19 protein-coding genes are annotated in these 19,011 nt (G+C 34.5%); 14 read left to right on the forward strand and 5 right to left on the reverse strand.

From position 1 onward, the window contains the following. Window positions 1–54: 54 nt before the first annotated feature. The 3 genes from SJY34_RS10670 (at window position 55) to SJY34_RS10680 (ending at window position 3,271) form a co-directional block, all read left to right on the forward strand. A complete protein-coding gene (locus SJY34_RS10670; protein ID WP_400075489.1) occupies window positions 55–282 on the forward strand; it encodes a hypothetical protein in 228 nt (75 codons plus the stop codon). Between the two features lie 187 nt (window positions 283–469). Beyond that, a complete protein-coding gene (locus SJY34_RS10675) occupies window positions 470–1,759 on the forward strand; it encodes an aminopeptidase P family protein (protein ID WP_400075491.1) in 1,290 nt (429 codons plus the stop codon). A 144-nt stretch (window positions 1,760–1,903) separates the two neighbouring features. Further along, window positions 1,904–3,271, forward strand: a complete 1,368-nt coding sequence (locus SJY34_RS10680) for a hypothetical protein (RefSeq protein ID WP_400075493.1) — start codon at window positions 1,904–1,906, stop codon at window positions 3,269–3,271. 68 nt (window positions 3,272–3,339) lie between these two features. On the opposite strand, the gene SJY34_RS10685 is transcribed toward SJY34_RS10680, so the two are convergent. The 4 genes from SJY34_RS10685 to SJY34_RS10700 form a co-directional block, all read right to left on the reverse strand. Then, the gene (locus SJY34_RS10685; protein ID WP_400075495.1) at window positions 3,340–4,671 is read right to left on the reverse strand and encodes an aspartate kinase; all 1,332 of its coding nucleotides are present in this window, start codon (window positions 4,669–4,671) and stop codon (window positions 3,340–3,342) included. A 141-nt stretch (window positions 4,672–4,812) separates the two neighbouring features. Continuing rightward, on the reverse strand, window positions 4,813–5,511 hold the full coding sequence (locus tag SJY34_RS10690; RefSeq protein WP_400075497.1) for a DNA adenine methylase: 699 nt from the start codon (window positions 5,509–5,511) through the stop codon (window positions 4,813–4,815). Then, window positions 5,508–6,812 carry a branched-chain amino acid transport system II carrier protein gene (gene brnQ / locus SJY34_RS10695; RefSeq protein ID WP_400075499.1) on the reverse strand — a complete coding sequence of 435 codons (1,305 nt, stop codon included), beginning with the start codon at window positions 6,810–6,812 and terminating at the stop codon, window positions 5,508–5,510. The genes SJY34_RS10690 and brnQ overlap by 4 nt, the downstream gene beginning before the upstream one ends. Next, window positions 6,813–8,363, reverse strand: a complete 1,551-nt coding sequence (locus SJY34_RS10700; protein WP_400075500.1) for a serine hydrolase — start codon at window positions 8,361–8,363, stop codon at window positions 6,813–6,815. A gap of 92 nt (window positions 8,364–8,455) precedes the next feature. Here SJY34_RS10700 and SJY34_RS10705 point away from each other — a divergent pair, with 92 nt between their 5' ends. Further along, window positions 8,456–9,232, forward strand: a complete 777-nt coding sequence (locus SJY34_RS10705; RefSeq protein WP_400075502.1) for an alpha/beta fold hydrolase — start codon at window positions 8,456–8,458, stop codon at window positions 9,230–9,232. Window positions 9,233–9,310: 78 nt separating this feature from the next. Further along, complete coding sequence (locus SJY34_RS10710) at window positions 9,311–9,553, forward strand: hypothetical protein (RefSeq protein WP_400075504.1); 243 nt, start codon at window positions 9,311–9,313, stop codon at window positions 9,551–9,553. Window positions 9,554–9,848: 295 nt separating this feature from the next. Here the strand turns inward: SJY34_RS10710 and thiL are convergent, their stop codons facing one another. Then, on the reverse strand, window positions 9,849–10,901 hold the full coding sequence (gene thiL, locus SJY34_RS10715) for a thiamine-phosphate kinase (RefSeq protein WP_400075505.1): 1,053 nt from the start codon (window positions 10,899–10,901) through the stop codon (window positions 9,849–9,851). 106 nt (window positions 10,902–11,007) lie between these two features. Here thiL and SJY34_RS10720 point away from each other — a divergent pair, with 106 nt between their 5' ends. The 9 genes from SJY34_RS10720 (at window position 11,008) to sufC (ending at window position 19,006) form a co-directional block, all read left to right on the forward strand. Beyond that, window positions 11,008–12,222 carry a choice-of-anchor B family protein gene (locus SJY34_RS10720; RefSeq protein ID WP_400075507.1) on the forward strand — a complete coding sequence of 405 codons (1,215 nt, stop codon included), beginning with the start codon at window positions 11,008–11,010 and terminating at the stop codon, window positions 12,220–12,222. 1 nt (window position 12,223) lies between these two features. Further along, window positions 12,224–13,561, forward strand: a complete 1,338-nt coding sequence (locus SJY34_RS10725; RefSeq protein ID WP_400075509.1) for a hypothetical protein — start codon at window positions 12,224–12,226, stop codon at window positions 13,559–13,561. Window positions 13,562–13,609: 48 nt separating this feature from the next. Further along, a complete protein-coding gene (locus tag SJY34_RS10730) occupies window positions 13,610–14,383 on the forward strand; it encodes an MbnP family protein (protein ID WP_400075511.1) in 774 nt (257 codons plus the stop codon). A gap of 58 nt (window positions 14,384–14,441) precedes the next feature. Beyond that, the gene (locus SJY34_RS10735) at window positions 14,442–15,455 is read left to right on the forward strand and encodes a cytochrome-c peroxidase (protein ID WP_400075513.1); all 1,014 of its coding nucleotides are present in this window, start codon (window positions 14,442–14,444) and stop codon (window positions 15,453–15,455) included. A gap of 111 nt (window positions 15,456–15,566) precedes the next feature. Beyond that, window positions 15,567–15,806 (forward strand): hypothetical protein, encoded by a 240-nt coding sequence (locus SJY34_RS10740; protein ID WP_400075515.1) that lies wholly within the window; start codon window positions 15,567–15,569, stop codon window positions 15,804–15,806. 226 nt (window positions 15,807–16,032) lie between these two features. Then, a complete protein-coding gene (locus SJY34_RS10745; RefSeq protein ID WP_400075517.1) occupies window positions 16,033–16,362 on the forward strand; it encodes a HesB/IscA family protein in 330 nt (109 codons plus the stop codon). Between the two features lie 21 nt (window positions 16,363–16,383). Continuing rightward, window positions 16,384–17,832, forward strand: coding sequence for a Fe-S cluster assembly protein SufB (sufB, locus tag SJY34_RS10750; RefSeq protein ID WP_400075519.1), 1,449 nt, complete (start codon window positions 16,384–16,386; stop codon window positions 17,830–17,832). A 9-nt stretch (window positions 17,833–17,841) separates the two neighbouring features. Beyond that, window positions 17,842–18,249, forward strand: a complete 408-nt coding sequence (locus SJY34_RS10755; RefSeq protein ID WP_400075521.1) for a hypothetical protein — start codon at window positions 17,842–17,844, stop codon at window positions 18,247–18,249. A gap of 4 nt (window positions 18,250–18,253) precedes the next feature. After that, window positions 18,254–19,006, forward strand: a complete 753-nt coding sequence (gene sufC, locus SJY34_RS10760) for a Fe-S cluster assembly ATPase SufC (RefSeq protein WP_400075523.1) — start codon at window positions 18,254–18,256, stop codon at window positions 19,004–19,006. The last annotated feature ends 5 nt before the right edge of the window (window positions 19,007–19,011 follow it).

Here is a 19,011-nt window from a genome sequence, read left to right on the forward strand (position 1 = left end):
TACATTATTCAAATCGTTAGTGGAGCTGTCGGCGGAAATCTTGCAGGCAAACTCATGAAAGGATCATCCTTAGGAACATTATGGAATTCAGTAACAGGTATTCTTGGCGGCGGACTAGGCGGTCAAGTTCTAGGCATGTTAGGACTAGGTGGAGCAGCAGCAGCTGAAGCATCTACTGGCATGGATCTTAGCAGTATCTTAGGCAGTGTTGCCGGAGGTGGTGTTGGTGGTGGTATCCTTATGGCTATCATTGGCATGGTGAAAAAAGCGATGGCTAAATAACTTTCACTTAAAAATACAAAAAAGGCAATCTTTAATAAGGTTGCCTTTTTTTATGCCTATCAAATTGGTATTTTTGGGTTGTAGACATCATTTGTCTGTTCGAGCGCAGTCGAGAACTATTTAAAGTTTTTATTCAAAGACATCTCGACTGCGCTCGACGTGACACAATAACTTATAAATATTACTTATGAAATACGACCTAATAGACCGCAACCTCTTTATAAAAAACCGAAAAAACTTTACAGCTCAAATGAAGCCAAACAGTTTGGCTGTGTTTAACTCTAACGATATTTATCCGATTAGTGCAGATAGTACTATGCCGTTTCAACAGCATCGCGATATCTTTTATTTAAGTGGTGTAGATCAAGAGGAAAGTATTTTGGTTATGTTCCCGGATTGTCCAAAGGAAAAGCATCGTGAAATTTTATTCTTAAAAGAAACTAATGAGCATATCGCCATTTGGGAAGGTGAAAAACTAACTAAAGAAGCCGCTTTAAAAACCAGTGGAATAAAAACGGTGTATTGGTTGCAAGACCTAGAAAAAATCATGTTTGAAATCATGACGCAATGCGACACGGTTTATATCAATACCAATGAACATTATAGAGCTAATGTAGAGACCGAAACACGTGAAGATCGTTTTACTAAATGGTTAAAAGATAAATATCCTGCACATAGCGTAGCTAAGAGCAATCCAATTTTGCAACGTCTGCGTTCTGTAAAAGATCAGATCGAATTAGACCTCATCCAACGCGCTTGTGACATCACTGAGAAAGGCTTTAGACGCGTGCTTAATTTTGTAAAGCCAGGCGTTTGGGAATATAATATCGAAGCCGAATTTATGCACGAGTTTCTCAATAACCGTTCTAAAGGCTTCGCCTATACTCCAATTGTAGGCTCAGGAAACAATGCCAATGTATTGCACTATATAGAGAACAACCAACAATGTAAAGCAGGTGATTTAATTTTAATAGATGCAGGTGCAGAATATGCAAATTACGCTAGCGATATGACACGCACAATTCCAGTTTCTGGTCGCTATAACGACAGACAAAAAGCGGTTTATAATGCTGTAAACCGTGTTAAAAATGAAGCCACTAAAATGCTAGTTCCAGGAACCCTTTGGGAACAATACCATGTTGAAGTTGGTAAACTCATGACCTCTGAATTATTAGGTCTTGGTCTTATTGACAAAGCTGATGTACAAAACGAAAACCCAGATTGGCCAGCCTATAAAAAATACTTTATGCATGGCACCTCTCACCATATGGGATTAGACACACATGATTATGGTTTACTACATGAACCCATGCAAGCCAATATGGTATTTACTGTAGAGCCTGGAATTTATATACCTGATGAAGGTTTTGGTATTCGTTTAGAGGATGATGTGGTGATACAGGAAAACGGAGAGCCTTTTAATTTGATGCGAAATATTCCTATTGAGGTTGACGAGATTGAGGATTTGATGAATTGAGGGATTAAGCAAAATCTTTACTCAAACTATTAAGTACGATTTCATTTACCATTTACCAAAACTATAGGTATTGTATGCGGTATTCAACATACAATACGTATCAAAAAATATTATTTTATTTTTAAGACTATAACTTAGACTTCTATGAAGAAAATAATTTGTTTGACGCTATTTTTATTTGGGTACTGTTCTCTTTTTATTAGCTGCGGAACTGATGATAATGGTAATCAAGGACCAGCCGTTGGTAATATCCCAGACCCAAATTTTGAGCAAGCCTTAATAGATATGGGTTATGATGATGTCTTAGATGGTAGCATCGTTATCTCAAACGTAGCCAATGTTTTAGAATTAGATGTTTCTGATTTTGATTTTAACGACACCAGTAATGACATTATGGATTTAACTGGTATCGAATTCTTTACAAGTTTAGAAATCCTCAATTGTGGAGGGCAAAGTCTTACCAGCTTAGATTTGAGCAGTAATTTAAATTTAAAAGAGCTCGATTGTAGTTACAGTAGATTACAATCACTATTGAGTTTAAATGTAAGTCAAAATACTGAACTTGAAATTCTAAGGTGCCATGGTAATAATTTAACGAGCTTGGATGTTAGCAATAATATAAACCTCTTAGAATTATATACGTATGACAATTTGCAGTTATCAAATTTGGATGTCAGTAATAATACCTTATTAAAAATATTATGGTGTTATAGTAATAATTTATCTGTTATTGATGTGTCTAATAATTTAGATTTGGAAGTGCTAGATGCTCGCTTTATAAATCTTTCTTCTATTGATGTTAGTACTAATACAAAGCTTAAAAAATTATCCTTTTGGGATACTCAGATATCTGATCTTAATGTGAGTAATAATTTGGAGTTAGAACATCTGTCATGTTTGGGTTGTCAACTAACAAGTATTGATGTGAGTAATAATTTAGCTTTAGAAAGTCTTGGTTTAGGCGGTAATCAATTATCAACTTTAGATGTGAGCAATAATACAGCTTTAGAGGGTTTGGCTTTTGGAAGCAACCAAATTAGTACGATAGATGTTACTAATAATACTGAATTAAAAAACATTAGTTTTTGGAGTAATCCAATTAGTAACATAGATCTTAGTAATAATACCTTGCTCACTTATATTTATGGTGATAATACACAAATATCTGTTTTGGATATCAGTAATCACGATGCTCTAGAATTTCTATATTTTAATGATAATATGCAATTAACTAGTTTAGATGTTAGTGCTAACCCTGAATTGGTTTGGCTAGAATGTAAGAATAGTAGCGTTTCAGATTTAAATCTTGGCACTATTAGTAATCTATCCATTTTAGAAATATCTAATAATGGGCTTACAAATTTAGACTTAAGCTATAATACAAATTTGTCGACTTTAGATTGCACAGTAAATAATATTAATTGTATACAAGTTAGTGATAGTCAACTTCAAAATATTCCAGATGACTGGAATAAAGATGCCTCAGCAAATTATGCTACAGCTTGTAATTAATATACAAAAAACCGCTCCAAAGCAACCTTAGTCGATAAATTCTCAACATGCCCGGAAAAAGTTATAAATTATAGTGCAACTTCAGCTGTTCCCTCAAACACATAACGCTGTAATTTCTGTAAACTCTCGAGTTTATCACTTGTGTTCACTAACAATGAGATATTATTATTACTGCCACCATAAGCAATCATACGTACATTAACATCTTGTAGTACCTGAAATAATTGTGGTGTGTCTGGGTGGTAAATAATTTGGTTGCCTACTAAACAAATAATACTCATAAAGTCATCGACCTCAACGGTTGCAAATTGTTCTAATTCGTTAATTATAGTCTCTAGATGTGTTGTATTATCTATAGTTAATGATACCGCTATTTCGGAGGTAGTAATCATATCTATAGACGTTTCATAACGTTCAAAAACTTCAAATACCTTCTTTAAAAAGCCATGAGCCAACAACATTCTTACTGACTTTATTTTTATGGCTGTAATGCCATCCTTTGCAGCAATCGCCTTAATACCTTCTCCGTTTGTTTTATTGGTAATTAATGTACCATGCGCTTCTGGTTGCATTGTATTTTTTAAACGTAATGGTATATCGAGTTGGCGCACTGGCATTACCGTTTGAGGATGTAAAATCTTAGCACCAAAGTAAGCCAACTCCGCAGCTTCATCATATGATAAATGAGATAAGGCTCTGGTATCATTTACAAATCTTGGGTCGTTGTTATGAAAACCATCAATGTCAGTCCAGATTTGGACTTCATCTGCGTCAATAGCAGCACCAATAATAGTTGCCGTATAATCGGATCCGCCTCGCTGAAGATTTGTTACTTGACCTATAGCATCTAAACAAATAAATCCTTGAGTAATATAGATATCAGCTTCTGGTGTTGACGCCATTAAGCGTTCTATATTTTTCTTTATATAAAAATTATCGGGTTCGTTAGTGACGTCAATTCTCATAAAATCTAATGCTGGTAAAAGTGCCGCATTAACTCCTTCTTGTTTTAAAAAAGCACTAAACATATATGTAGATAATAACTCCCCATTGGCTACTATTTTATTATGTAAAAGCTCTGAATGATTTTGATTAGCGTTACTAAGTAGATCTTTGAATATGTCATTCACATAGTTGCTGACCTCATTTCTTAAGTCATTATTAGACAATAAATCAGAAACTCTACTATTATATGCTTCATTAAGTGCATTAATATGGGCTATCGCAGTATCATGCTCTCCTTGTCTTATAGTTTCAGAAATCTCAACTAAAGCATTTGTAGTGCCAGACATTGCAGATAATACCACTACTTTTTTATGACCATCGACACTAATATCTTTTACATGGTTCATATTTATTACTGAACCTACTGATGTGCCTCCAAACTTATAAACTTTCATAACCAGACTTTATTTAGACAACAAATTTATTTTCTAATCTAAAGCGTTCATAAAAAATTCAAGAAATAGTCTATTTTTTCACAAATTGTTAATTATATAACAAATCATTCGGAAGATTGTAAGTATAAACAAGTATAGGAATCAAAAAACGAATAAACGCTCTACACTAGATTTAGTCGATATGTTTTTTGCATGCCAAGAAAAGGTGGTTTTAGCATCTTTTTCCCAAATGCAGGTAAAGTCTTCTGGTGCATTATATTCACTTATAAATACTTGGTGACCCGCTTTACTTTGCTCTCTGCACCATTTCCAAAATTCCTCATGATCAAAACCATCTCTGTATTTAGTGGTTGATGCATAAGGCGGATCGCAATAGATGATACTGTGTTTTGGAATGTCTATATCGAGATACGATTTACAAGACAATAGCATGCCTTCTAGTTTTGGCACTTGTTTGGTGATGTTTCTATAATGCTCTCCCCAATAATCGCGCTTACCTTCTTTATCGCGTCGGTAACCTGCAAACCATTTGCCACCAAAAGAATTAAAACCCACATAACCTACCAAGTGTTTTGGGTATTGGTCTTGGTTATATTTAATGTGCTTATAATCCTCTTCGCTTACTAACTCTGGTGGATTCCAATTCTCATAAATCAACGCTTGCCACATGGCCATGAGTTCTTGATGCTGGTCGTTAGCAATACGGATACCATCGACTTTGTCTATCATATTCATTCCACCAGCAAAAGGTTCGAGATAGGGTTGATTCGGTTTTCTATCTTTTAAAATAATAGGCAATAAATCTTTGGCAAAGCGTGCCTTGCTTCCCATGTACTTCATGCTACCTTACTTTTTGGTTGCACAAGAGTTGTGATTACAAATGCCAATAAAGCTGGTAAAACCCAACCTAAACTATGTTTGGCTAATGGAATAAAATCAGTGATACTTTTTAAACCATCAGAAGGACTAACAAATCCTATCACATCTGGTATACTAAATATAAATGTCACAATAACAACAGCTCTAAATACTACAGGTGTTGCCATACGTTCTGGTAATACATTCAGAAGAATAAGCATTATGGTAATTGGATAAATGAATAACAAAACCGGATAAGCAATGACAATAATATCGTGGAAATTCATTTGCCCAACTCCAATACCTGCCATACAAGCAATGACAGCTGTTAGTATATAAGCGGTATTCGATTTATTGAACAAACCTCTAAAATAATCAGCCGTACCAGCCACAATACCAACTGCTGTGGTAAAACAAGCCAGAGAAATTAAAATACTCAACACCGTGTTTCCAAAATTACCTAAAGCGGCAATGCTTATACCTCGCAACAAATTAGCACGCTGCATATCTGTACTGAGTTCTGCGTTGACTTCAATCTGAGAACCATAATACGCTCCTACAGCAATGAGTCCGGCATAAATAACAAAGAGCCCTGTACCCGCAATAAAACCAGATTGTCGAATAAGTTTTCGTTTAGATTCAAACTGACTCACCTTCATGTTTTTAAAATTCAAGGATATAATAATCACAGCTCCAACCACAACGGCTCCAATCGCGTCAAACGTCTGGTAGCCTTCTAAAATTCCTGAAACTACTGGTGACCCAAAGGTTGATTCTCCTGTTGAAAATGAGGAAGACGATAAGCCAATGCCAATGACTGCCAAAAGCATAATCACGATGAATGGCGTTAAAAACTTGCCAATAAGATTCAAGATTTTTGAACGATTCAATACAAATACTAAAACTAATGCAAAGTAAATCGCACTAGTTAATAATGGATCTGTCCCAAAAGCAGGATGGATGGCAATTTCGTGTGTTGCAGATGCTGTTCTCGGTGATGGAATTGCTACTGAAATGATGTAAACAATAATACAATAGATGGAGCTAAACCAAGGAGAGACCTTCTTGCCAAAATCGTACATCGTCCCTTGTAATTTGGCATGTGCTAAGATGCCGATAATGGGAATCAGTACAGCAGTAATCATAAAACCTAGAGTTACCCACAGCCAGTTTTCACCAGCATTATAACCTAACAATGGCGGTAACAACAAATTGCCTGCTCCAAAAAAAAGCGAGAACAAAGCAAAACTTGTGACTAATAGTTCTTTACGTTCAATGTTCACTTAGTTGGTCTTTTTAAGTTCTAAATCGTGAAAATCAAAACTGAAATCAGTGATTGGAGCAATGTATTTCATGGTTGCTGAAACCGCTTCGCCTTTTTCGTTAAATGTGAATTGTACAAAGACATCAGCATCAAAACTTCTATTGTTCCACTTAGTTACAAAAGTGGTTGCATTATACGGTAATAATTCACCAAATATGGCTGGCGAACGTTTACACTTTATGCTATAGGTTTTACCATCATGAGATATCATAACATCACCAAACCAATCGTCTGTATATGTGCCAACGATTTGTTCTGGTTTTGGCAAAGTTGGATTACCTTTGATTTTTGATGTTTTAGTATAAACCGCCGTTTTTATACTATCATTATATTTTAGGTAATCTGCATTTCGTGTTCCATATCTTTTCAACCAACCTCTGTTCTCGTAACCTAAATAAGAATCCTTAATCGTATTCGTAATGGTATTAAAAGCTGAACCGTTCATCTGATTAGTCAAGACTACAATTGCCAAATCTAAATCTGGAATCATAGTAAACTGTGTTACCGTTCCTAATAAACCACCAGTATGATACACTTGTTTGTGTCCACCTTTTACATCTGTGACAAACCAACCTAATCCATAACCTCTAAAGTTGGAATCATACCAATCACCAGGTCGAACCGTTAGTGGAGTTTGCAACTGCCATAGCTCATGAAATAATCTTTCATCTAACAAACGCTCTCCACTTTCAGTAACCGCATCATTCATTAAAAACTTTGCCCAAGTCATCATGTCGTGCACATTACTCACAATGCCTCCTGCTGCATTTGCAGTTTCACACCAATCGTGCGGAATCTGAATCACCTTGCCTTCAGCTCTTGTATGTGCATCTATAATATTAGATTTATCAGTAACACGATTATAAGAGGCTTTACTATTTTTCATCCCAACAGGTTTCATAATCTTGGTTTCAATAAACTCTTCCCAAGACAAACCACTCAAGCGTTTTAAAACTTCACCTGCGATAATAAACATGTTGTTATTGTAAGCGAACTTGCTTCTAAAAGATGTTTCTGGTTCTAAATATCTTACATTATTAATGACATCGTCCACATCAAAATCATTGCCTTCTGGAAAGAACATTAAATCACCAGCACCCAAACCCATTCCACTTCTGTGGGTGACTAAATCTCTAACCGTAAAGTTTTCTGTGACCCACGAATCATGTAACTGAAATTCTGGAATATGCTTACGAACTTTATCGTCCCAATTCAATTTACCAGCATCAACCATCATGGCCAATGCAAAACAGGTAAAGCCTTTACTATTGGATGCTACACCAACTAAGGTGTTATCGTTCATATCCTTTTTTGTTGTCAATGAACGCACTCCATGACCTTTTGCATAAACTACGTTTCCATCTTTTAAAATACCGACAGAAATACCTGGCACATCAAAAGTGGTTAAGGTTTCTTGGATTAATTTATCGAGTTGTTTTTCTTCAATTTGAGCATGTAAGGAAATAGTACTCAGGACTATTGCAGAAACAATGAATCGCTTTAAAAACATATGAAATACAATTTTGTTTGAATAGTTTCAAATATACTAAAATGTTGGTGATGATTTAACCAAGTATTGGTTTCAAAATATATCTTTGCGATATGACTTTAGAATACAAAAACATAACTATTAATTATACGATTTCAGGAAAAGGTGCTGCGATTGTTTTACTTCATGGTTTTCTCGAATCTATAGAAATGTGGGATGATTTAATTCCTCAATTATCTCAAAAGAATCGAGTCATTTGTATTGATTTATTAGGTCATGGCAAGACGGATTGTATTGGTTACATTCACACCATGGAAGCTATGGCTGATGCTGTTTTTGCTGTATTACGTCATCTAGAAATTGAAAAAGCTGACGTTATTGGTCATTCTATGGGAGGTTATGTTGCCCTAGCGTTAGCTGAGAAACAACCTCAACTTTTTAAAGGTTTATGCTTAATGAATTCTTCTTATGAAGACGACGACGAAGAACGTAAAGATCTCAGAGCTCGTGCAAACGAAATGGCTAAAAGCCATTTTGAAACTTTAGTTGAAATGTCCTTTGCGAATCTTTTTGCCGCTGAAAGTAGACAGAAGTTTCTAGGTGAACTAATGGTCGCTTTACAAATTGCACTACAGACGTCAGTTCAGAGTTACATTGCGGCTTCAGAAGGTATGAGGCTAAGACCTAATTATTTCGATAGTTTTAGAAACTTAAATTGTAATAAGTTAATTATTATTGGAAAAAAGGACTGGATTGTTGATAGCGATAAAATAAAATCCCGAGTTGCTAATACCGATATTAAATATGTAGAATTTTCAGAAGGTCATATGAGTCATATTGAGAATAAATCAGAATTATCTTACGAAATTAAACGTTTTGTCGAAAAATAATTCACTTTAACGTTTTATTTGTCTTTTTTTTCTAAATTTATCATCTAGATTAAAAAAAATAATGTAATAGACCTACTTATGACACCTACAAAACTTTATTGCGATTTCTTTGGTCACAACTACCAAATAACCAAAAGAGTTACCAACCACGTTAAAGAATACACCTGCACATGTTGTAAAAAGCAGCTAACTACAGATAGTAATGGTAAACTCACGGAACTTACTCCAAAATATCAAGAAATAAATTCAGCGTTAGAGCGCATATACAATAACAGAATGATGCGTTTAAAGCGAAAAACACTCAGTTCGTCGATTTATTAATTATTAACAACTTATCAACACCAGTTTTTCATATATTTAAGTCTTAACTATCCCTTAACCCTTTAAGACGACTAATTAAAAATGAAAAACGTTTATTGTTCGCTATTTGGGCATGACTATAAAGTCTCCAAAATTGTGACGTATCATGTCAGAGAATACAAATGCAAAAATTGTAAATCTGAAATGACCATTGACGGAAATGGTAATTTTATTCCCTTAACACCAAAATTCAAAGAAATTAATTCTGTTTTAAATCGCGTTCACGTTAAGCGCCTAGAAAAAAGCCAAAAGCTTTTTATGCTTGATCTTTAAGCGCATTCCACCCTTTTGCAATAATCGGAATTTTTGTCTCTGCTCTTGTTACTAAGTGCATGCCTCTATCTTCATCTGTCATGTACCCAATAACTGTTAGATTAGGATTTCCTTTTATCTTTGGAAAATCTTCTTGAGAAATTGTCATTAATAACTCGTAATCTTCACCTCCATTTAAGGCTATCGTTGTACTATCTATATTAAATTCCTCACAAGTTGAAATTACCTGAGGATCTAACGGAATTTTATTTTCATATACATCTACACCAACTTTACTCTGTTTACACAAATGCATAACTTCAGAAGATAAACCATCACTAATATCTATCATACTAGTTGGTTTTACTTTGAGTTCTTTTAATAATTCAACAATATCTTTTCTTGCTTCAGGTTTTAATTGACGCTCAACAATATAAGTGTACATAGACAAATCTGGTTGATTGTTCGGGTTGACTTTAAAAACTTCCTTTTCGCGTTCTAAGACTTGTAATCCCATATAAGCACCACCTAAATCGCCTGTGACTACCAATAAATCATTAGGTTTTGCGCCAGAGCGTAACACTTCATTGCCTTTGTCTACTTCACCAATTGCAGTCACAGAAATAACTAATCCAGAAGTTGAAGATGTCGTATCTCCACCTACAACATCTACATTGTATATTTTCGCCGCTGTTACGATTCCTGCATATAATTCTTCCAATGCTTCTATAGGAAAACGATTAGAAACCGCAATAGAAACAGTAACCTGAGTTGCAGTAGCATTCATGGCATAGATATCCGAAAGATTAACCATTATTGCTTTATAACCTAAATGTTTGAGCGGTACATAGCTTAAATCAAAATGTACACCTTCTACAAGCAAATCTGTAGAAACAACAACTTGCTTTTTTTCAAAGTTTAAAACAGCCGCATCATCACCAATACTTTTTATGGTAGATTTTTGAGTAACCTTAAAATGCTCAGTTAAGTGTTCTATAAGTTTAAACTCACCTAAGTCGCTAAGAGGAGTACGCTGTGGATTTTTATCTTCTATCATAGTGCAAAAATATTATGCTTTTACCAAATATCAAGTGAATATTCGCGTTATTTATTTATGCCCTTATTCTTGAAATAAAATTTGCTTAAATTGCTAAAAAAAGACTATGAAATTAAAACCCCAATTATTTCTTTGTTTTATTGTACTTATAATATCCAATTGCTCCAATGACAATAATCAAAGTGATGCAAATAATATTGAATCCCCTTTCCCTTGCGTAAATGGTTTTTCTGGAAATTTACCATGCAATGGCATAGATTTGATGAGTCATATTCCTGTTGAAGAATTAGGTGGTACAGGAGCAGAAGGTAACGATTCTTGGGGCTGGACAGATCCTGAAACAGGTAAAGAATATGCTTTAGTATGCACGACAACAAGTTCTGCTTTTGTTGACTTATCTGATCCTGTAAATCCTATTTTCTTGGGACGACTTCCTACAGCTACAGTCAACAGTTTGTGGAGAGATATAAAAGTATATAACAATCATGCCTTTGTTGTGAGTGAAGCACCAGGACATGGTATGCAGGTTTTTGATTTAACGCGTTTAAGAAATGTTGCCAATCCACCAGAAACTTTTACTGCTGATGCCATTTATAATGGATTTGGAAGAGCTCATAATATTGTGATAAACGAAGATAGTGGATTTGCTTACGCAGTTGGTTCAGATACCTTTGGCGGAGGACCTCATTTTGTTAATATTCAAGATCCTACCAATCCGGTTGCGGCAGGTGGTTATGCAGATGACGCTTATTCACACGATGCACAAGTAGTCACTTATAGTGGTCCAGATACAGATCATAATGGAAAGGAGATTTTAATTGGTAGTAACGAAAACGAAGTTGTTATTGTAGATGTAACTGATAAAAATGCACCCGCTCAAATTTCGACCATTGATTATAGTAATATTGGTTATACACATCAGGGCTGGTTTACGGAAAACATGGAGTATTTTTTATTGGGAGATGAAGTCGATGAAATCAACTTTGGTGTAAACTCAAGAACATTAGTTTTTGATTTTACCGATTTAGATAATCCATTATTTCATATGGAGTATCTAGGACCAACTGCAGCCATAGACCACAATGGTTATGTCGTTGGAAATACATTTTACATTGCCAATTATTCGGCAGGTATGCGAATAGTTGACATATCTAATATCGCTTCGGGTGTTATGGTAGAAACAGGTTTTATAGACACCTATATCCCAAATGACAATACCGCATTTAATGGAGCATGGAATATTTATCCGTTTTTTGAAAGTGGAAATATACTCATAAGTGATATTGAAGGTGGTATGTTTATCGCTAAAGCAAGTAACTAAAATGCTACTCAAAGTTTCACGATATATAGTGTCTATTTTGTTATTTATACTTTTTTTTGATTGTACTAATAACGATGACTCCAACTCAAATCCAGAGGGAAACAACGCTTTTGTAAAAACTTTTGGAGGCAGCAAAAATGATAGCGCACAATCTGTCGTTGCTACTGCAGACGGAGGTTATGCAATTTTGGGATTCACACAAAGTATGGATGGCGACATAACTAATAAACAAAATGAAAGTTTTGATTATTGGGTGATGAAATTTAGTGCTGAAGATGAACTGCAATGGCAAAAAACTTATGGAGGTACTGCTGATGAAAGAGGAAATGATATTATACAAACCGAAGATGGAGGTTATGCCATAATAGGATTCAGTTTTAGTGATGATGGTGATCTTTCGGAAAATGCAGGTTTGCAAGATTATTGGTTAGTAAAATTAGATGCTAGTGGAAATATATCTTGGCAAAAATCGTTTGGATATCAAGGAGCGGATTCTGGTATTTCTGTTATTCAAACGAATGATCAAGGATACTTAATTTCAGGAATATTAGATGTTACAGCCTCTGGTGGTTTAGGAAACTTTTCTCGAAATTCTGAAGTTCTGCATGCTGGAGGAGATTATTGGGTTTTAAAGTTAGATACTATAGGCGAGTTACAATGGAGTAGATACTTTGGTGGCAATTTTACTGATACTCCTGAAGGTATAATTGAAACTGAAGATAATGATTTCATAATTGCAGGAGGTTCCGATAGCGACGATACTGATATTTCTAATAATATTGGATCTTACGATTTTTGGGTGATTAAGATTTCTGCTTCTGGCGATTTAGTTTGGGAAAAATCGTTTGGTGGAAATCAAATTGATGAAGCTAGAGCTATTGTAAAATCTGGAGATGGTAATTTTATAATTGCTGGTGACACAAGAAGTAGTAATAATGATGTCTCTAATAACAATGGAGCTGCGGATTTGTGGTTAATTAAAATTTCACCTAATGGTGATTTAATTTGGGAAAAAACTATTGGAGGTACAAGTTTCGATGTAGCGCGTTCTATTGTAAAAACTCAAGACAATGGTTTTTTATTAGCTGGCAGTTCTCGAAGCAGTGATGGTGATGTTTCAGAAAATAAAGGACAGAATGATGCATGGGTATTAACAGTAGATGCCAATGGGGATTTACAATGGGAAAAAACCGTTGGTGGCTCAAATATAGATTTTGCTTATAGTATTACAGAGCTTAATGACACATCCATTATTGCTGTTGGTGATAGCACAAGTAATGATGGTGATATCATAGAAAATAAAGGTTTTACCGACTTACTAATTATAAAAGTTGATTAAAAAATGAAATCGAAGATTCACGAATTCAAAAAAAATAATCAAATCCATATGAGTAAAAGGATTATAGCCCTATTCTTATTCGCAACAATGGGCTTAACGTCTTGTAGCGAGGATCTTGACGATAATCTAAGTCTTCAGAATTTAACAACATTCAATTTTACTCATAATTGGGATGGAACTTTAGTCACTAATGCTAATTTTAATAATTTTGAATATACCAACGAAAACGGAGACTTATTAAGTATTGAAAGATTGCGTTACGTAATTTCGGATATTACGTTTACGTCTAGTAACAATGAAATTATTGAATTAGATGTTTATAATTTGGTCGATGTGACTAACAATAATAATTTGAGTTTTACACCTCAAACACAAATCCCAACAGGTAGTTATACTGTTTCCTTCACCTTTGGATTAGACAACGAAGATAACGTCGAAAATTATATTGATTTAAACTCAGCATCTTTTAATGTGCCAGAAATGCTCGGAAGCGGTTACCATTACATGCAATTTGACGGAAAATTTATCAATTCAAACTCAGAAGAACAGGGTTTTAACTATCACGCTATAAGAGCTGTGGATAATCCTGGAACGAATCCTACCTTTCCACAAGATACATTCTTTACTGTAGATTTGGGAATGATTGATATAACCAGTAATACTGAAATTGAAGTACAAATGAACATTGCAGAATGGTTTAAAAATCCTATTCCGTGGGATCTGAATGATTTTAATCAAATGCTAATGCCTAATTCCACTGCCCAAATAATGATGTACGATAATGGACAGAATGTCTTTAGTTTGGGTGAAGTTATTCAATAATATAAATACTAAAATGATTCATAGGTGGTTATATATTGTTACGTTTACTGTCCTTTGTTTGAGCTGTTCAAGTGAAGACACTGGCTATGAGCCAACAGCGCAACCTTTGGATATTCCAGCAATTTTTTTAGATAATATTATTCCACCAGTAATTCCAAACGATAATCCACAAACTGTTGAAGGTATCGCCTTAGGTAAAAAACTCTTTTTTGATAGAATTCTTTCTGCCAATGGAACTCAGGCTTGTGCTAGTTGCCATTCACCTCAAAATGCATTTACAGATAATACGCCAACAAGCAGTGGTGTAGATGGTATTTTTGGAACACGCAATTCTATGCCACTATTTAATCTCGCATGGAATTATAATGAACGTTTTAATTGGGACGGAACTGCTTTTAGTTTAGAGCGACAAGCTGAAGAACCTGTAGAAAATCCGATTGAATTACATAGTAATTGGGAAGCTGTTGTAGGTAGACTTCAACAACATCCTGAGTATCCAGAATTATTCAGATTAGCATTTAAAACTAGCACCATTACAAAAGAATTGACTACCAAGGCTATTGCGCAGTTTGAACGTACATTAATATCAGCAAACTCTAAATTTGATAGATACTCTGTAGGACAAGCCACTCTAACTCTGCAAGAATTAAATGGTCTCGATGTTTTTCTTAGAGAAGATAAAGGAGATTGTTTTCATTGCCATGGCAATCCCAATAATCCACTTTGGACGGATAATGACTTCCATAATAATGGATTAGATAGTAATTTTTCAGATTTAGGTTTGGGTGAAGTAACAGGAGATCCGAATGACAATGGTAAATTTAAATCACCTTCGCTTCGCAACTTAGCATACACTGCACCTTACATGCACGATGGCAGATTCACCACTTTAGATGAAGTTATTAATCATTACAGTGAAGGGCTTCAAAATTCTTCAACTATCGATCCTCTTATGAAAAAAATAAATGAAGGTGGAGTTCAATTAACTTCTCAAGAAAAAGAAGATCTTAAGGCCTTTTTACTAACACTTTCCGATCCTTCATTTGTTAGCAATCAAGATTTTAATGATTAAAAAGTAAGAAAAAATTGTTATTATAATGCATTTCGTCGAATAATAATGCTTTTAATCTTAAAATAAGTTTGTATTTTATTTAAATTGCTCCCCCCTTAATTACTGCTTATAATGAAATCTACTTCAAATAAAGATTTACCATGTGCACTCTTTGGTCATAACTATTCGGTTACTAAAGAAAATTTGAATCGTACTTCTGAATTAACCTGTTCTCACTGTAATATTGTTGTCACAACTGATACAAAAGGAAACTTTGAAACTATCACTATTTCTGACTCTAGAATAAAAGATACACTTCAAGAATTATATCGTCTCTCTCAGAGATTTATAGAATTGAAAATATCGTCTTAAACCTATTCAATTACTTAATACCTGCACCATAGATTGAATCTATTAATGCATATCCTAATATAATGTTAGGTTATGTGGTTAAAAGAGACTTATATCGTATCTTTGCCCTCTATTTAGAGAAAAACATCTTATCAAATAATTAAATTAGAACTAATTAGTAAATAAAGATGTTCGATCTAACGGATTTATAGAGATCAATAAAAACAGATCAAATCTATATAAGAATATGATAAAAGTTTCAGAAACAGCTAAAAAGAAAGTCGTAGAATTAATGACTGACGACGGCTTTAATCCATCTACAGATTATGTAAGAGTTGGTGTAAAAAGTGGTGGTTGCTCTGGTTTATCTTACGATTTAAAATTTGACAATAATCATGCAGAAGAAGATAAGGTTTTTGAAGACAATGGTGTAAAAATCATAGTTGACAAAAAGAGTTTTCTCTATCTTATTGGGACTACTTTAGAATATTCAGGTGGATTAAACGGAACAGGTTTCGTTTTTAACAATCCAAACGCAAACCGCACATGTGGTTGTGGTGAATCGTTTTCATTATAATATAAAACTGAAAGACAAGCTATGTCAAAGTATACAGAAGATGACCTCAGGGAAGAATTAAAAACCAAAGAATATGAATATGGTTTTTATACAGATATTGAATCTGAAACTTTTCCTGTTGGATTAAATGAAGATATTGTAAGAGCAATTTCTAAGAAAAAGGAAGAGCCAGAATGGATGACGGAGTGGAGATTGGAAGCGTTTAAATCCTGGAAAGAAATGATTGAGCCAGAATGGGCAAATGTGCATTATGCTAAGCCAGATTTTCAAGCCATTTCTTATTATTCTGCTCCAAATAGCAAACCAAAATATGATAGTATAGACGAAGTAGATCCAGAACTTTTGGCAACGTTCGAAAAACTAGGAATCTCTTTAGATGAACAAAAGAAATTAGCTGGTGTTGCGATGGACGTGGTTGTGGATTCGGTTTCTGTTGCTACAACATTCAAAAAAACATTAGCCGAAAAGGGTATTATTTTTATGAGTATTTCTGAAGCCATTAAAGAGCATCCAGAGCTTGTGAAAAAGTATATAGGAACTGTTGTCCCTCAAAAAGATAATTTTTATGCTGCTCTAAATTCGGCAGTATTTAGTGATGGTAGTTTCTGCTACATCCCAAAAGGTGTACGCTGCCCAATGGAATTGTCCACCTATTTCAGAATTAATCAAGCAGGAACAGGTCAGTTTGAAAGAACCTTAGTAATTGCTGACGAAGGCAGTTATGTATCTTATTTAGAAGGTTGTACAGCACCAAGTAGAGATGAAAATCAATTACATGCCGCGGTTGTAGAACTCATTGCTTTAGACGATGCTGAAATAAAATACTCAACTGTACAGAACTGGTATCCTGGAAATGCTGAAGGTAAAGGTGGTGTTTTTAATTTTGTAACCAAAAGAGGCCTTTGTGAGAAAAATGCAAAAATTTCTTGGACACAAGTTGAAACAGGTTCTGCTGTGACATGGAAATATCCATCTTGTGTATTAAAAGGAGATAATTCTGTAGGTGAATTTTACTCTATTGCTGTAACCAATAACTATCAGCAAGCAGATACAGGAACTAAAATGATTCACTTAGGGAAAAATACAAAATCAACTATTATTTCTAAAGGAATTTCTGCTGGTAAATCACAAAACTCGTATCGTGGATTAGTACAAATTAGTTCTCGTGCTGACAACGCTCGTAATTTCTCTCAATGTGATAGTTTACTGATGGGTAACGAGTGTGGAGCGCATACATTTCCATACATTGAAGCTAAGAATAAAAGTGCCATGATTGAGCACGAAGCAACCACAAGTAAAATTGGTGAAGACCAAATTTTCTATTGTAACCAGCGTGGTATTGATACAGAAAAAGCTATTGCTTTAATCGTAAATGGTTTTAGTAAAGAAGTACTAAACAAGCTGCCAATGGAATTTGCAGTTGAAGCTCAGAAATTATTAGAAATCAGTTTAGAAGGAAGTGTCGGTTAATTTTTAATTATGAAAAAGATATTTGTTTTATTGACAATTGCTTTTTGTTTTTCAAATTGTAAAAACGAAGCAAAAACAGAAGTAAATTTAGAGGAAAATCGTGCAAAATCTTATGACGCTAATGATGGTTTAATAACTATGAAAGGTGAATTCGTTTACTACGGAGATGCTGCGGTTTTACAAGCTCCAAATGAAATTTACGGAGTTGTAATAGACGATAATTTGCGACTTTTAGAAGAGCAAGTAAAGCCCTTTAAAAAAGAAGCAACTGATATGGTTCCGGTAACTGTTAGGGTTAGAAAATTTGAAAAACCTGAAGGTGAAGAAGGCTGGCCATACAGAGTAGAAATCAAAGAAATTTTAAAGGTGGAAGCGCCAAACCCAAATAAAGAAGACGTTATAAAATTAGCAAATTAAGACTATGTTAAAGATAAATAACTTGCATGCAAGTGTAGAAGATAAAGGTATTTTACGAGGTATTAACCTAGAAGTAAAAGCAGGTGAGGTCCATGCCATTATGGGACCAAACGGTTCTGGTAAAAGCACATTAGCTTCAGTAATTGCTGGTAAAGAAGAGTATGAAGTTACCGAAGGTAATATTTTACTTGAAAATGAAGATATTGAAGAATTAGCTGCTGAAGAACGCGCTCACAAAGGGGTTTTCTTATCGTTTCAATATCCCGTAGAAATTCCAGGAGTTAGTGTCACTAACTTTATGAAAACAGCGATTAACGAAACTCGAAAAGCAAAAGGTTTAGAGGACATGCCAGCTAATGAAATGCTGAAACTAATTCGTGAAAAATCTGAAATGTTAGAAATTGACCGTAAGTTCCTATCGCGTTCACTAAATGAAGGGTTTTCAGGAGGTGAAAAGAAACGAAATGAAATCTTTCAAATGGCAATGTTAGAACCAAAATTAGCCATCTTAGATGAGACAGATTCTGGTTTAGATATCGATGCGCTTCGAATTGTAGCTAATGGTGTAAATAAATTAAAGTCTAAAGACAATGCTGTTATTGTGATTACGCATTACCAGCGTCTATTAGATTATATAGTGCCAGATTATGTACACGTTTTACACAATGGGAAAATTGTAAAGTCTGGAACTGCTGAATTAGCTCATGAGCTTGAAGCTAAAGGCTATGATTGGATTAAAGAAGAAGTAAACGCTTAATGCAA

The organism is Winogradskyella sp. R77965 (genome assembly GCF_044594915.1).
Lineage (GTDB): Bacteria > Bacteroidota > Bacteroidia > Flavobacteriales > Flavobacteriaceae > Winogradskyella.